Origin of the sequence: Bacillus sp. FSL K6-3154 (assembly GCF_040869395.1) — a bacterium.
GTDB lineage: Bacteria > Bacillota > Bacilli > Bacillales > Bacillaceae > Bacillus > Bacillus safensis.
Window position 1 is genome coordinate 2,110,045 of the sequence record NZ_CP152033.1, and the last position, 18,349, is coordinate 2,128,393.

The following is an 18,349-nucleotide window of genomic DNA, read 5'->3' on the forward strand; positions in this document are numbered from 1 at the left end:
TATGAAACCATCAATTATGAACCAATCAAATGTACATGAATCAATGGATACGATTTTACAAGATGTACAGAGAACCATTTTACAAACCAACGAAATCGAACGCTTCGCTGTTTTTTCTCGTGAAAAAACCATTCGACCGCGGCCATATCACCTCTCTCATTTATTTCTCGACAATCACATGGAGCAGGAGGCCGCAGCTGAATCGATACAGACGCAAACGGCTTCCCTTGCTTTAGCGGACATGCCGCCCGCCCTTTCCTATGGAGGGGATCTAGATGTTAAGGCAGGAGCCCAAACCTTGCAGGACGCCTTAACGGAGGCGGCAAAAACGACAAATGGGCTGACTTATATCGTCAATAGTGAAAATGAACTCACACAATCCTACGCGCAGTTAAAGGAGGATGCTGAGCGGGTTTTGACAGGTTTGAGGGCGCTCGGACTTGAACCGGGTGATCCTGTGTTCTTTCAGTTTTCATCCAATCATGCGATGGTAACAGCCTTTTGGGCGTGTGTGTTAGGGGGATTTGTTCCAACATTAGTGTCGGCTGCACCGACCTATCGGGAAATGAATGCCTCTGTGAAGAAGCTTCATCATGCGTGGAAGCTGCTGGAGCATCCGCTCATTTTAACAGATGACTCGCTGGTTGATGAGGTGCAAGGCTTAGCTTTATTGTGGCATACAGACAAGTTACGTGTCGCAGCCGTTGAGCCGATGCTTTCTTTAGAAAGAGATATAGAAGCTTATCCCGCGTCACCGGATGATTCAGTCTTTTTTATCTTAACGTCTGGAAGTACAGGGATGCCCAAATGCGTAGAGCATTCTCATCGAAGCGTGCTGGCGAATGTCAAAGGAACAGTGGCAGCCAATGGGTTTACACAAGAGGATGTGTCGTTAGACTGGATGCCTTTAGATCATATTGGCGGTATTGTGATGTTTCACCTTGTCAATGTGTACACGGGCTGTGAACAGGTTCGGGCAAGAACAGATGATTTTATCGCTCAGCCGCTGCGCTGGCTTGACTGGATGGACCGCTACCGTGCAACGAAGACATGGGCGCCTAACTTCGCATTTGCGATGATCAATGATTATGAGAAAGACATCTCATCAGGATCTTGGGATCTTTCTGCTATGACCTGTATGATCAATGGGGCTGAAGCGGTCGTACCGAAGACGATTCACCGATTTTTACACTTGCTTGCTCCGCACGGCTTAAAGGGAGACGTCATGAGACCGGCATTTGGCATGTCTGAAATCTCTTCAGCCGTTGTCTTCTCTTTTGCGATAGAGCGGGGAGATGAAAGCAGCGGGGTTCTAACCTTTGAGGAAACATCACTCACAGAGCAGCTAAGACCAGCGGAGGCACGTGAGACAGGAACTGTCAGCTTTACAGAGCTGGGAAGACCAATTCCTGGTATCACGATTCGTATCGTTAATCATCAGCATGAACTTCTTCCCGAAGATCATATTGGCAGTGTGCAAATTAAAGGGCCGACGACAATGAAGGGCTATTACAAGAATGACGAAGCGAATCAAGAAGTCTTTCAAACAGACGGCTGGTTTCACACGGGGGATTTAGGTTTTCTGCACAAAGGAAGGCTGACATTAACCGGAAGAGAAAAAGACATGATCATCATCAACGGGAAAAATTATCACAACTATGAAATAGAAGTCATTGCAGAGGAAGTACCCGGCGTCGAAACGAGCTTTGTAGCCGCTTGTTCCGTCCGGATGGAAGCATCTGCATCCGACGAGCTGATTCTCTTTTTTACACCGAAGCTGTATGAACCTTCTTATATCATGAGGGCAAGTCAGAATATCAAATCCCATATTGCAACAAAAATGGGGTTGTCTGCATCGCGTGTGATCCCTGTCCAGAAGCACGCCTTTCCGAAAACAAGCTCTGGAAAAATAGAAAGGGCACAGCTCAAGAAGCGATGGCAGGAAGGCGAATTCGATGAAATCATCAAGGAGCTGGACATCAGACTTGAAAATGAATACACCTTGCCTGATTGGAGTTTACAAAAGAAGTGGACACCTGCTCCGCTTCATGAAGCGGAAAAACAAACAGAAGGGAATATGGTGATCTTTGCAGACACATTAGGGCTGGCAGATCAATTAAAATCTCTTTCAAGCAATGAACAAACATATATTACGGTTGAACCGGGGCAAGCATTCACACAACTTACACATACACACTTCATCATCCACCCGAATCGGCCGTCTGACTACGAACAACTCTTTGAGACGCTCCGTTCGTATGGCGTTTCGGTGAAACAAATCATTCACCTTTGGAACTACACAACTCAAGAAGACACACTTCATGCAGCGTTGGCGAAAGAAGCGCAGAAAACAGGCAGTATGAGTGCATTATATGTAACTAAAGCGGTCGCTGCCTATGATGAGCCGGTAGAGATCACCTTTGTCTCTGCCAATGCGATGAATTTGCCGGAAGATCAAACACATGATGTGGAGAAAGCAACGACAGCAGGATTGATGACAGCTGTTCAGCATGAATGGCCGTTTATCAAGGTGCGGTGTCTTGATTTTTCTCAGGCAGAACCGGACGCTGGCCGTTCTCATGCATCATCGATCATGACAGAGCTCACACATGACACAAGCCATCATATCGCCGCTTATCGTGAAGGTGTTCGTTATACTCCTCTTTTAACACCGCTTCATCTGGAAAAAGAACAAAGGATGAAGAAACCGCCATTTGAATCATCCGGGCTTTACGTGATGACAGGCGGGCTTGGCGGCATTGGGAGGATGCTTAGTGAGTACCTGCTGACATCCTATCAAGCGCATCTAGTGCTGGTTGGAAGAAAAGCGCGGGAGGCTTTATCTGCGGAGCAGCAAGACGTATTGATTTCACTTGAGAAACTAGTGGAAAAGCACGGCGGTACAGTTCTATATGAAAAGGTGGACATCACTGACGCACAAGCCATTGAAGACCTGATCTCAAGAGAGGAGACGGCATTAGGTAAAAGGCTGCATGGCGTTATTCATTTCGCTGGCATCATTCAAGAAGAGCTGCTTCGTGATATGACGTCTGTGTCATTACATGCGATGTACGAGGCGAAGGTATATGGCACGATTGCGCTACATGAAGCAGCCTCTAAACGGGAGAATGTCTTATTCCTTTCTAGCTCGTCAGCTCGAACGTTAAAGGGCGGGATGACCGTTGGCGCTTATTGTGCGGCAAATGAGTTCGTTGAACAATTTGCTCATTATCAGAGGCTGACATCTACAGTAAAACCGTATTGCTTTAGCTTTAGCATGTGGGATGAGACCGGAATGAGTGAAGGTTCGATGATCAAAGGCATGCTAAAAGAAAGGGGCTATCTCCCGATTCCAAAGCGGGCGGGCATTCAAACAATGCTTGCATGCATGATGACAGAAGTTCCCCTCATTTATATCGGGCTGGATCGATCGAAGCAGGAAATTCAAGAGATGATACAGGGGGAGACTCAAACAGAGCAGGTCATATATGTCTTTTTCAAAACCGATCAAACAAAGGCTGTTGAAGAAAGGCTGTATCAGTCCATTTATACGTTTATACAGTCTCGTCTCTCTGGTGAATATTCCGTCCATCTATATCCTGAAGAATACTGGAAAGAAACAGAGGATGGGATGCAGGACGAAGTGCATTTCAATGAATTAATAGAAGAAAGTGGACAAGGTTCAGAGGACAGAGCACCTCAAACTAAGACGGAAAAACTGTTGGCACACATTTGGTCCGAACTGCTTGATGTCTCAAACATCAGCTGTGGTGATCATTTCTTTCTACTCGGAGGTCATTCGCTCAAGGCAACGCAAATGCTGTCTGCTGTTAGACAGAAAACGGGATTTGATGTGCCGCTCGCTGTTCTTTTTGAGCATACGAGACTTGGAGAGTTAGCGGAGTGGATTGATTCACATGCCAAAGCCGATGAAGCGATTCTGATACGGAAAATAGAAAAGGGTCAGGAGCTTCCGATGTCCTATGCCCAGCAAAGACAGTGGTTTCTCTATCAATTACAGCCTGATCTGCCATTATACAATAATACGATTTCCTTTCGGATGAATGGACCTTTAGATGTAAAGGTGCTTCAGCGCAGCCTGCAGCAAATGGTGCAAAGGCATGAATCGCTCAGAACATCCTTTGCGATGAACGGCGATGAACCGGTACAGATCATACATGAGCATATGACTCTTCCAGCGCTTGAGGTGGTCGATGTATCAGATTTGGCATCACAGGAAGAAAAAGAACAAAAAGCGGCTGAGTGGGCGAAAAAAGAAGCGGGCACGCCTTTCCGCTTAGAGCATGATGCACTTTTTCGCGCGAAATTAATTCGGCTGTCAGAAACAGATCATTTGCTGCTGATGTCCATTCACCACATCGTGTCAGATGGCTGGTCGATTGGCATTGCCGCAAAGGAGCTGTCCGAATGGTATACAGCGATCATCGAAGGGAGGGAGCCTGATCTCTCACCGCTGCCGATTCAATATGCAGATTACGCACTATGGCAGAAGGAGTATTTGACGGGAGAAACGCTTCAGAAGCAGCTTTCCTATTGGAAGGAGCAATTTGCGGTACCTGTTGAAGAGTTGATGCTGCCGTATGACTACACGCGTCCGGCCGTTCAATCCTATAGGGGAAAAACGAAAAAATACCGCTTATCGAAGCCGCTGTCTGACCAGCTGGCTGCTCTTTCTCAGAAAACAGACAGTACCCTTTATATGACATTACTTTCGGCTTTCTCTACCTTGCTGCATCGATTGTCTTCACAGGATGAGTTTGTCATTGGATCCGTCATTGCCGGGAGAAATCGGACGGAGATGGAGCAGCTCATCGGATTTTTCGTGAATACGCTGGCACTTCGGATCGATCATAGCGGGAATCCGGCTTTCACAGAGCTATTAGAGCGAGTGAAGGAAACAACAATGGGTGCCTATGCGCATCAGGATGTGCCGTTTGAGATGGTCGTGGATGAGCTGAATATTGTACGTGAGGCTGGGAAGCAGCCGCTGTTTCAGGTTATGTTCGTTCTGCAAAACCTGCCCCTTGAAGCTTCTCCGATGGGTGAGGTGACATCTGTTTTAGCTATTGAAGATAATGATACAGCCAAATTCGATCTCTCTCTGTTTGTTTTTGAAGGGGCGGAAGGTCTTCAATTAAAACTAGAGTATGATGCAGACTTATTTTCTGACGACACGATAGAACGGTTCCTTCGATACTACGAGCAGCTGCTTGCATGTATTTGTGAAAATCCAGCACAGCCGATTAGACAAATGAATTACCTGCCAGAGAAAGAGAGGAATCAGCTGCTCTATGAATGGAGCGGCACAACAGATCAACCAGCAGGCCCGCTTCTCATCACAGAACGGTTTGAAGCGCAGGTGAAAAAGACGCCTCATGCGATCGCCCTCGAATCAGGGGAAAATAAGTGGACGTATCAGGAGTTACAAGAGAAAGTCGATCGGCTTGCTGCTTATCTGCAGCAGCGAGGAGTGAAGCCGCATGAACCAGTAGGGCTTCTGATCGACAGGTCGCCTGAAATGATTTTTGGGGTGCTGGCGATTGTGAAAGCAGGCGGGGCCTACGTCCCAATTGATCCTGAATATCCAGATGCACGCATTGATTATATGCTGAGGGATACAGGTATTCAGCTGTTACTGACAAAAAATGAATGGCTGAAACAAGTCTCGATCAGTCAAACCGAGCTCATTTGTCTTGATCAGGGGTATGAAGAGTTTTTATTAGAGGCAGAACTCAAGTCTGCTGCTTTAAAACCTGATGGACTCGCTTATATCAATTACACATCAGGATCAACCGGTCAGCCAAAAGGGGTTTTAATTCCGCATCAAGCGGTCATCCGGCTTGTATGCGAAACAGATTATGTCACCCTTAATGAACAAACGCGTATTTTACAAATCGCGAGCTTTTCCTTTGATGCCTTTACGTATGAAATATGGGGAGCCCTGCTCAACGGGGGAAGGCTGATACTGACCGATCGAAATACGATCTTATCAATGGATACACTGGCTGACACGCTGACATCTTACAAGATCACAACAGGATTTCTGACAGTGCCGCTGTTTAACCGATTAACAGAGGAACATCCAGAAGCTTTATGTGGATTCGATGCCTTATTGGTCGGCGGTGATGCTTTGTCAGCTGCTCATATCCGTAAAGCGCTGCCGTATTTACCTGAAGGCCTTTTAAACGGCTATGGACCAACTGAGAATACGACGTTCTCCTGTGTGCATCACATTCGGGCAGTGGATGAGGGGCAGGCAACAATTCCTATCGGTCAGCCAATTGCGTATTCTCAGACCTATGTACTAGACGACCAGCTACAGCCGGTTCCGCAAGGTGTTATTGGAGAGATTTACGTAGGCGGTACAGGGCTTGCACTCGGATACCTTGGAGATGAAGAAAAAACATCGCAATCATTTATCCCGCATCCTTTCCAAGAAGGAGCGCGTTTATATAAAACAGGCGATATGGGCCGCTGGCTGCCAAACGGCATCATCGACTGCCTTGGAAGAATCGATCATCAAGTGAAAATTCGCGGACACCGCGTCGAATGCGGAGAAATTGAAGCTGCTATGCTGCGCTTTGAAGACATCATAGAATGTGCGGTCATTCCGCATCAGCATGAGAGTGGTCATAAGCGATTGATCGGTTATTTTGTCCAAAAGGGCAGCATGACCACGCAAGACATTCGCCATCAATTAAAAGAAATACTGCCAGATTATATGGTGCCAAGCCTATTAATAGAGCTGGAGGAACTCCCGCTCACACCAAATGGCAAGGTAGACCAAAAACGTCTCCCGCCGCCAGAGTGGAGACAGGAAGAAGTGGACAAACCGGCTGACAGGGCACTCAGTGAGGAAGAGCGTGTACTGGAAAAAGTATGGACTCAGCTGCTCGGTACGCCTTCGATTGGCGTACATGATAACTACTTTGAGCTTGGCGGAGATTCGATTATTGTCATACAAATGGTGGCGCGCTTAGCACAGGAAGGCTATGTCATTCAGCCGAGAGATGTATTTGAAAAACAGACGATTTCACAGCTGGCACTTGCTATGAAAAGGTCAGATGCTGCTGCGTTCTATGACCAGTCACCTGTCACAGGAGCTGTTCGTCTGCTTCCAATCCAATCATGGTTCTTTGAGCAATCAATGACAAACCAAGATTATTGGAATTTATCAGCGCATATGGAATTCAAGCAATCCATACAGCTCAAGCAGCTGACACAGGTTCTCTCAAAAATTGTCGATCATCACGATATGCTGAGAGCGATGTATACAAAAACAGCAGATGGATCATGGATTCAAACCATTCGTGCGCCTGGCATCACCCCTTGTGTCACCTTCTTTGATCTGACGGGTGTTTCTCAGGAGGAAGCGCTGGAACAAATCCGCATGGAGACCGCCGCTTGTCAAGGAACGTTGTCATTAGAACGGGGAGAAGTGATCAAAGCCATTCTTTTTCACACAAGTGATGGTACGTCTGAACTCTTTATCGCTGCCCATCATCTTGTAATGGATGGAATCTCATGGCGCATCATACAGGAAGACCTATTAAATGGACTGAAGCAGCTTGCGGCAGGGCAGGAAATCGCGCTTGCAAAGAAAACTGCGTCCTATCAGCAGTGGGCAGATGCTCTTTATGAATATGCACAAACCGATCAATTACAAGAGCAGGTTCCTTTTTGGCAAAATATCATCAGTCAAGAGGAAGAGGGTTCTCCTTTTCAAACACCTGCGCTTTTCAATATAGAAGAACATGCAGAGATCCTGTCTATTCAATTGACGAAGGATCAAACAGATATTTTATTAAAACAGGCATCACAAGCGTACCGAACAGAGGTAAACGATTTACTCTTATCAGGACTCACACAAGCCGTAGGAAAGCCGCTGCTCATCACGTTAGAAGGGCACGGACGCGAGGATTTATTTGAACAGATGGATTTGTCACGAACAGTCGGCTGGTTTACAAGCTCTTATCCTATTTTTATTCCTTTTATTCAAACCGATATTGAGAGACAAATCAAAGATGTCAAAGAAACCTTAAGAGCTGTGCCGCAAAAGGGAATCGGCTATGGCTTGCTTCAATATATGACAGCATCTCGTTTCCTCAAAAAGGCAGCGCCGCAAATGAGCTTTAATTATCTTGGACAGTTAGATCAAATAGACGGTGAAGCACATCTTTATTTAGCAGATGAACGAAATGGACTTGTACATGATCCAAAAGCAGAAAGACAGCATTTGATCGATGTGTACGGATATGTTGTGAACGGTCAGCTTCAGATGAATTTTATGATAAACCGTGAACTGCTTCAGTATGAAGAGGTGCGCCTGTTACCTGAACGGTTCAAAGAAAAAATGGAGGATATTCTGACGCATTGTGTAGAGACAAAAGGCGGCTTTACGCCATCTGATTTTCCAATGGTTCAGCTGACGCAAGAGCAAATCGATGAGCTTCCAGACAATGTAGTGGATGTGTATCCACTATCTCCAATGCAGCAAGGGATGCTGTTTCATGCTCTATTAGATCAAGCGTCACAGGCGTATTTTGGTCAAGTGCATATGACGCTCGTAGGCTTAACGGACGGCGCAGCCTATGAAAAGGCCTGGAATCTGCTTGTAGAGCGTCATTCGATTTTACGGACAACATTTGCTTGGGAAGGGCTAAAGGAGCCTGTTCAGTTGATTCAATCAGAAGGAAGCATTCATCTCACTCAGCACGATGTGCGCCACCTGAGTGAAACGGATCAGAAGGAAGCCATCCAGCAATATTTGCAAACAGATCGTTTAAAGGATTTCAAACTAGAAGATACGGATGAACCGCTGATTCGTATTGCTTTATTCCATCGTGATGAAAACACATGCACGTTTATTTTTAGCTTTCATCATATTTTAATCGATGGCTGGAGCTTGTTCAGCTTTATTGAAGAATCCTTTTCTTTATACCGCTCTCTTGTGGATGAACGGGAGGTGGATCTTCCTGCTGTACGTCCATATAAAGATTTTATCGAGTGGCTGCAAAAGCAGGATCAAGAGAAGGCGCTAGAGTTCTGGAAAGGTTATATGTCAGGAGTAGAAGAGGCTACACCACTTCCAGGAGACGGCGGGCATGCTTCGGATGAAGATGCAGGTGTTGATCAGCTAAGTATCAAACTAACACCCGAGATGCAGGAGAAACTCGAAAAGATGACAGGCGCGCAGAAGGTGACAATGAGCACATTGATTCAAACAGCATGGGGGCTGCTTTTGCATCTTCATTCAGGATCAGAGGATGTTGTGTTCGGAGTGACAGTATCAGGACGGCCGGCGGATTTACCACAGGTTGAAAGCATGACAGGGCTCTTTATAAACACATTGCCGCTCCGTTTGCCGATTACGCCAGAGTGGACCATTTCCAAGCTGCTGGCACATACGCAGGACACAGTTTTTCAGATGCGGGAATTCGAATATACCGTACTGCCAGATATTCAGCAGCTGACCCACATCCCGAATGGAGATTCATTGTTTAACAGCATTGTCGTGTTTGAAAACTATCCGATTGAATCTATCGAGCCATACGGGGTACGCATTTTAGACATTGCGAGTCATGAAGAAACGAACTATGACCTGACCCTTGTGGCAGTTCCGGGAGATACGCTGGAGCTTCGGGTCACATATCGCTTCAATCAATATACAGAAAAGCAAATACAATCGCTGATGCAGCAGCTGATCCATACACTTGAAGCGATGACAGAACAAATGGAGACACCCCTCTCTTCCTTCACGATTGTGACGAATGAAGAAAAAGAGCGGATGATCACCGATTGGGCGAAAAACGCACAAGTCAGCGTGCTGTACCCAGATCAAGAAGAGGTCTATTCAGGTGTGCATGATCCTTCCTGTGAGACGGAAATATATGTCCTGAGCGAAGAGCATCAGCTCATGCCGGTAGGATTTTCTGGAGATATTTTTATCGGTGCAAAGGATATCAAAGCAATTTGCGGGGAGCTTGCCGATTGGATGGAGACGCATAAAATTCCGCATCCATTCAAACATCAAACTGGCGAATACCTCTATCCGACAGGGGATGTCGGCGTTTGGACTGAAGAAAACAAGATTCAGATTTTGGATTGGATGTAGGAGGAGAAGAACGATGCTAGTGAGTAGACGAAAAGGACATGCAGCAAATCATATCGTCAGAATCAACGGAAAACGGATAGATCTTAAAGCATTAGAGCAAGTCATGATGCTTCATTTTCCGCTAAAGGAATGTGCAATCATTCCGAAGAAAAATCAAGAAGGCAGTCTATCGCTTGTGCTATTTGCACAGGCGAAGGACGCTTCGTTGACAAGAGAGGATCTGAAGAAAGGTCCGCTTCATCCTCATGAAGTGCCAGCCGCTCTCGTCTTATTACCTTCTTTGCCAAAGACAGAAAGTGGAGCAGTCGACAAAGAGGCACTGCTTTCAATTGAAATCATAGATCAAGATGAATTAAGAAAGATAGAAGAGCGCACCAAAGCTATAGATGGAGTAGCGGAAGCGGCCGCTTTCATTGAAAGTCAGTCAGAAAAACAAACGCCCTATCACTTAGATGACCTGTTTCCTGATCGACAGCGTACTCAAGGGAACGGACCGATTTCAAAAAGTGAAGCGGGCAAAACAAAACAATCATCTGTCCATGAGAAGCCGCCCGCACTTGTGTATGGCGGAGATGTGATCAAAAAACCAGGCACACCTGTCACACTGACAGAGGTGCTGATTCGATCAGCCTTTATGTCACCAGACCGCGGGGTGACTTATTTGAAAGAAGGCGGGCGTACGTTGACCCAAACCTATCCTGAATTACTAACTAGCGCTGAACGGATTCTGTCCGGCTTAAGGGCAGCAGGACTGTCAAACGGTGATCAAGTGTTACTTCAATTGAAAGATCATCAAGATTTTATCACGGTGTTCTGGGGCTGTATTCTCGGAGGAATCATTCCGACCCCAGTCTCTGTGCCGCCTGTTTATGATGAAATGAATCAAGGTGTGAATAAGCTGAAGGGCGTGTTTCAGCTGCAAAATGAACCTTTCATTATTACGAATGAAGCAAGTGCTGAGGACATTGCTGGGCTGCGTGAGACATTTGAAGCAAAGGTCGTGCCTATCTTAACAATTGAAGCATTGCTGGCGTATGAACCAGATGAACAGCATTATGAGCCGGAGCCGAATGAGCCTGTGCTGCAGCTGCTGTCTTCAGGAAGTACGGGTGTACCAAAGTGTATCCGTCATCATCATCAAAGCATTTTATCTAGAATTATGGCCTTTGAGCAGGTAAACGGCTTTACACATGAGGATGTGTCACTTAACTGGATGCCGCTTGATCATGTTGGTGGAATTGTCATGTTTCATGTACATGACGTCTACCTTGGCTGCCAGCAGATAAGTCCATCCATCGATCAATTTATCGAGCGGCCGATGGTGTGGCTGGATTGGGTAGAAACATACGGTGTCACAAGGACATGGGCACCAAACTTTGCCTTTTCCATGATGAATGAATATGAAGACGACATTCGTAAGGGAAACTGGGACCTGTCCACTCTGACTTATATCATGAATGCAGCCGAAGCAATTGTTCCGAAAGTCACGCAGCGCTTCATGCACATTATGGGGCAGCACGGATTAAGCCGTCATGCGATGGTACCTGCTTACGGCATGTCAGAAACATCCTCTGCCATTGTTCAGTCAAAGAAATTTATGCGGAACAGTGAACAGGATGGACAGCTGACGATTGATCAGACCTCGTTAACAAGTGAGATCGAATATGTGACGCACGATCATCCGAACAAGATGACGTTTACAGAAGTCGGCACGCCGATTCCGTCTGTATGGATTCGAATTGTAGATGAGCATCACGAGGTGCTGCCAGAAGATCAGGTTGGGCGCTTGCAGGTGAAGAGTCCAACAATTATGATGGGCTACTATCAAAATGAAGAAGCCAATCAAGAAGTTTTTGCGGAAAACGGCTGGTTTCACACAGGGGATTTAGGTTTTATTCATGAAGGGCGTCTCGTTCTGACAGGTCGAGAAAAAGACATCATTGTTATCAACGGCGCTAACTATTTGAATTACGAAATTGAAGCGGTTGTAGAAGAGGTGGACGGGGTCGAAGTCACTTTTGCCGCTGCGTATGGCATTTATAATTCCGAATCAAGCAATGACACGCTTGCCGTCTTTTTTGTCTCACAAAGGGATTCAATAGAGGAACAAATCGCGATGATTCAACAGATTAGAGAGGCTATCATTCGAAAAATCGGCATAGAGCCTGATCACATCATTCCAGTGAAAAAAGACCAATTTCCAAAAACGGAGAGTGGGAAAATCCAGCGTGCCCAGTTAGGCGCAGCACTAAAAGATGGAGCCTTCCGTGACATTGAACAAGCACTGGATCTTGCTTCTGAAAATGAACAAACACTCCCAGACTGGTTTTTCAAACGCATGTGGGCTAAGGAGCATATCGGTCCAACTCAGCCTTTTACTGATCATGTACTCGTTTTCGAGGATGAAAAAGGGCTGTATCAATCGCTTTACACACAATTTGAGCAAAAGAAACAGCCATATATTTCTGTGAGAAAAGGTCATGAATTTTTGCGTCTGTCCAAAGGGATGTACCAGATAAATCCGAGAATCAAGGGGGATTACGTCAGGCTCGTTGCCGCACTTGAAGCAGATGAACTAAAGATCGGGCGTATGCTCCATCTTTGGAATGTGTCAGACAAAGAAGACATCGTTGATCCTGCGCAGTTCAAAGAGCTGCATGCCAGCACCAATCAATCCATTTTGTACTTGTATCAAGCATTGAGACAAGCAAATAAAGAGCCCATCCGTCTTGTCGTTGTGACAAAAGGTGGTCAATTTGTGAAGCCTGAAGACGATCTTCATGTGGAGAAAACGCCGCTTGCAGGTCTGCTAAAAACCATTCCGCAAGAATGGGAAGGAGCAGAGGTGTCTCATCTTGATATTGAAGCGGAGAATGTAGAACAGGATGCCAAGCATATTGCGGAAGAATTGTCTGCGATTCATATAAAAGCAGAGGTTTCTTACCGAAATGGGGACAGGTTCGTACCAAAGCTGGAAAAAGTCAATATGATCGAAGCGCCTCAAACAGAAGGATTTTTAGAATATGAAGGTCTTTATTTATTGACTGGAGGACTTGGCGGGATTGGGTTTGAGCTGTCTAAGCAAATGCTCCAATTTGGCTTAAAGCTTGTCTTGATCGGACGGACATCTCTAGAAGACAGCTCGGAAAAGAAAGAAGCCTTGTCACAGCTAAAAGATGCTGGTGACGTCATTTATATCCAAGCGGATGTGACCGATTTACGTGAAGTTGAACAGGCGATTTATGAGGCGGAAAAGCACTTTGGACAATCGATCCGGGGTGTGCTGCATTTGGCCGGTGCTGGTCATGTGTCTGAGCATTTTCAGCAGGCGGACAAGTATACACTGGCTCATACGTCAGAAGAGGATTTCACAAAAGAAATGTCAGGGAAAGCAGACGGAGCATGGGTCCTGCAGGAAGCCTTTAAGTATGATCCGACAGTACCGCTTGTCTTTTTTGGATCGGTCAATGGCTTTTTTGGCGGCACAACATTTGGGGCATACTCTGCGGCCAACAGCTTTTTAGATGGACTCGCGCACGCTCTCAGCTTTCAAGAAGGAAGACGAGCAATCTCTTTGAACTTCAGTATGTGGGATAATCTCGGTTTGTCTAAGGGGCATACCGGAGCAGCTCTCACCGTTCGCAAGGGATTTCAATTGATTGGAAAGAAGCAAGGTCTCCATTCATTATGTTTAGGTGTCCGGCTCAATGAAGCGCATCTATTTATCGGTCTGGACGAAGCAAATCCAGACATCGCCGGGTATCTTCAGCCAGCTCCAATACCGGTCTTTGAGAAAAAGCTTTTTTACACCGTTCAGCCTGGCAAAGAAGTGCATGTTGAAGAGATCACGAGCGTCTCAAAAGGCAAATGGGGCATTCAGCAAGTAAAGGAAATACCGAAAAAGCAAGATGGCTCTATTGATTATGAAGCACTCAAATTGAATCATGACAAAAACGGACAAAGCCTTGAAAAGCTATTGCCAGAAACGAAGACAGAGCAGCTTCTTGCCGCCATATGGGAGGACATTTTAGATGTAGATCGCGTGTACAAAGAGGATCAATTCTTCGACCTTGGCGGGCATTCACTAAAAGCGACTCAAACCATTTCCCGGATCAATCATGAATTTTCAATGAAGGCGCCTTTAAAAATATTATTTGAAAGTAAGCATCTGGCACATCTGGCGCAAATGGTTGATGACATCAAAGGGGCGCCAGCCGTTCAGGAAGCTAAAATTCCAAAGCTTGAAAAGCAAACAAGCTATGAACTGTCACATGCCCAGAAGCGTATTTGGTTCTTATCCACATTAGAAAAGAGCCATCATTACAATATATTAGGTGCTTGGAAGCTGACAGGACCATTACACGTTCAAGCATTAACAAAAGCGATTGGCCTTTTAACAAAGCGGCATGAAGCACTTCGGGCAGTATTTAAATCACTTGGCGGCAAGCCGGTTCAACTTATTCGCGAAGACCTTCCGCCATCTGTGACTGTGGCAAATTTCTCGTTATTTAATGAAAAAACAAGAGCGAGAAGACTCAAGCAGCTCATTCAGCAAGAGGCAGACCGCGTTTATGATTTAGAAAGAGGACCTCTTGCGCAGTGGACGATAGTAGATATGGGCAAGGAGGAGTATTATCTCCTTTGCGCGCAGCACCACATCATTTCAGATGCATGGTCACTCAGCCTGCTCATTCAGGAATTAGAAGTGGCATATGACGCGCTGCTTGCAGATGAAACGCCGCAGCTCCCAGCCTTAGAAATCGAATGGACAGACTATGTACATTGGGAAAATGAACAATTAAAGCATCATCAAGAAGACCAAGCCTATTGGCTCAATACGTTACAAGGTGAACTTCCAGTGCTGGAGCTGCCGTTTGACCGTCCTCGTCCGCCGGTTCAAACATTTAACGGTGCTACAGAGCAAATCGTACTGGATGAACCGCTTATCCGCCGCTTGCAGGCTTTGTCCAAGAAGCAGGGCACGACATTGTTCATGACGATGCTGTCCGCGTACTACGTCCTGCTTCACAAGCTGTCCGGACAGACAGATATCATCATTGGATCGCCTATCGCGGGCCGGGATGCCAAGCAATCAGAGCAGCTCGTTGGGATGTTTGTGAATACACTTGCGCTGAGACAGGACGTCTCAACAGCAGAGACGTTTGCCGATCTTTTGGAAAACGTGAAAGAGATGACATTAAAAGCGTTTGAGCATCAGCATTATCCATTTGACAAGCTTGTCGATGACCTTTCGTTAGATAGAGATTTAAGCCGGTCCCCTATTTTTCAGGCGGCCATGGGGTATGTCACCGATTCGCTCGATGTAAACCTTAAAGGGCTGACAAGTGAACATGTGATGGTCCATCATACAGTATCTAAATTTGATCTCACCCTGCATGTATTTGAACAGGAAGAGCAGCTGTCGATTCAGGTGGAATACAATACGGATTTATTTGATCAAGAGACCATTCATCGTTATATGAACTATTATCTCCATGTGCTAGATGGCATGACGGCACAGCCTGAGCGTACATTTGCGGATTATTGCTTAATGGACAAAGCGGAACAGGCGGCCATGATTCTAGGCAAAAATCAAACGGAAACGCCATATCCAAAGCGAACGCTTCAAGAATTGTTTGAAGAACAGGTGCAGCGTGATCCGCATCGTATTGCCTTGTCCTATATGGATGAGCATATGACGTATGAAGCTTTGGATAAGAAGGCGACAAAGCTTGCTGCGTACTTGCAGTCAAAAGGAATTGGACCAGGCTCCCTTGTACCGATGCTATTTGATCGCTCCTTTGACATGATTGTGTCGGTACTAGGAATCATCAAATCTGGTGCTGCATATGTTCCAATGTCACCTGAATATCCTGATGCACGCATCCGTCTCATCGTTCGTGATACGCAAAGCGAAGTGATCATCACCCAGTCTCATCTTGCAGATCGTCTAGTAGGCTTTACAGGTACAAGGATTATCATGGACAAGCCAATACCAGAAACAAATGCAGGTTATCAAAGAGAATCATCGATTATAGGTGAAGACCAGATCGCCTATGTCAATTACACATCAGGCTCAACAGGTACACCAAAAGGCGTGATGCTTCCTCATGCAGGAGTTGTCCGCTTAGTTAGAGAAACAAACTATATCAAGCTCGGTCCAGATGACAAAATGCTTCAGCTCTCAAACTATGCTTTTGATGCTTTTACATTTGAATTATGGGGGATGCTGCTGAATGGCGGTCAGCTGATTTTACTCCCAAAATATGCAGCACTGAATATGGAAGAATTAACGCAATTCATCAAAACGTATCAAGTGACAGCCAACTGTCTGCCAACCGCTTTATTTAATCGACTGGTAGAGCACGATCCGAAAAGTGTGGCAGGCTACCGCACATTACTCGTTGGCGGGGAAGCCATGTCTAGTGAGCATGCACGAAAGGCACTGCCGCATATGGAAGGTGCGCTCGTCAATGCTTACGGTCCAACAGAAAACACGACATTAGCCACAACACATCAAGTCACACATGTGCCAGCAGGCGCAAAATCAGTTCCAATTGGTGTGCCAGTGTCGAATTCAACTGTCGTCATACTGGACGATGCGCTCAATCCAGTACCAGCAGGCGTCAAAGGAGAAATTTATATCGGCGGAACTGGCCTTGCGAAAGGCTACCTTCATGATCCAGAGCAGACAAAGGAGCGGTTTATTGACAATCCTTTTCCTGAACTAAAGGGAGACAAGCTGTATCGTTCAGGCGACCTTGGTACATGGCGATCAGATGGCACCATTGAATATCTCGGCCGAAAAGATCACCTAGTGAAAATTAGAGGCTACCGAATTGAATGCGGAGAAATTGAGACAGCCCTGCTCAAGCATCCACAAGTCAAAGAATGTACAGTCATCGCCAAAACGTATGGCAGCTCAAAACGGCTGGCGGCCTACCTTGTGACAGATGGAGAAAATCCTGTTCCGGGCTGGAAAGCCTTTTTGCAGGAAAGCCTGCCAGGCTATATGATTCCAAGTTACTTTGTCGTACTGGATGAAATGCCGGTGACAACGAACGGGAAGGTTGATCAAAAAGCACTGCCAGAGCCAACAGAAACAATTTCCCTTTCCCGTGATGACGACAAACCGGTCACCGAAACGGAGGAACGGATTGTCGCAGCTTTCAAAGAAGTGCTTGGTGTGAAGCAAGTAGGTATGCATGACTCCTTCTTTGATCTGGGCGGCGATTCCATTATGAGTATTCAGGCTGTGGCCAAATTAAAAGAAAAAGGTGTTCGTGTTGATCCAAAATGGATTTTCATGCACCCGGCGCCTGCGCAATTAGCCGCCCATTTGGACGCAGTGCCAGAAGCCGCTGAGAACGTTGAAAGGTCTCCGAAGGACTACGTGATCGAGCTGAAAAAAGGCGATCCAGCCGAACCGAGAATATTCTTTGCGCCGCCTGCTGGTGGAACAGTGATGGGCTATATTGATGTTGCTAAGCTCATGACACATCAAGGGGCTGTGTACGCCTTGCAGTCTCCTGGCCTATATGAGGATGAAGAGCCGCAATTCCTCCATTACACGGAGCTTGTAACCCTTTTTATTGAAGCTATTGAGACGTTCTACCGTCCGGGGATTGACTATCTCGCAGGGCATTCAATGGGCGGGCATCTTGCCTACGGAATGAATCAGCGGCTCTGCCATGCAGGAAAAGCACCGAAAGGACTCATCATTTTAGATACGGTGCCAGTGCTAAGAGATGAGGCAGATCAGGCACTTCATGCCGATATGAACGAAGAAGAAGTAAAAATGCTCGCACTTGTCCTTGGGATGGGGAACCTGGTCGGCATTCAGCCAGAAGCTTTACAAGGATTGAGCTTCCAAGAAGTGAAGCAGAAAATACTCAAAGAGGCAGAAAAGGATGAAGTTGTTCATCAATTCATGAATGATCAATATTTAGATAAATATTTGCAAATGCAAACGCATAATACGATCATGTCACAAGCCATTGAATTAGAAAAAGAACCATTCCCTGTGCCATTTTATATTGTTCAAAGCAGTGATCACGCAAGCGATTTCCAGAAGAAGTTCGCAGATTGGGAGGCTTATACGAAAGAGTCGTGCTCGTATTACCACATCAAAGGCGATCATGTCACCATGATGAAAAGACCGCAGGCAGATGAACTGGCACGGATTCTTCAAACGATTATAAAGGGGTAAAGACG

General features: G+C 46.1%; 2 protein-coding genes. Both read left to right on the top strand.

Annotated features, from left to right (window positions below):
• Position 1: 1 nt before the first annotated feature.
• Entirely contained in the window at positions 2–10,135 is a 10,134-nt protein-coding gene (locus tag MHH61_RS10885) for a non-ribosomal peptide synthetase (RefSeq protein WP_125587100.1), read from the top strand.
• Between the two features lie 13 nt (positions 10,136–10,148).
• A complete protein-coding gene (locus MHH61_RS10890) occupies positions 10,149–18,344 on the top strand; it encodes a non-ribosomal peptide synthetase (RefSeq protein ID WP_125587099.1) in 8,196 nt (2,731 codons plus the stop codon).
• Positions 18,345–18,349 lie beyond the last annotated feature (5 nt).

Coding starts and splice junctions, on each gene's coding strand:
- MHH61_RS10885 (WP_125587100.1), top strand. CDS start 2: ATGAAACCATCAATTATGAACCAATCAAATGTACATGAATCAATGGAT.
- MHH61_RS10890 (WP_125587099.1), top strand. CDS start 10,149: ATGCTAGTGAGTAGACGAAAAGGACATGCAGCAAATCATATCGTCAGA.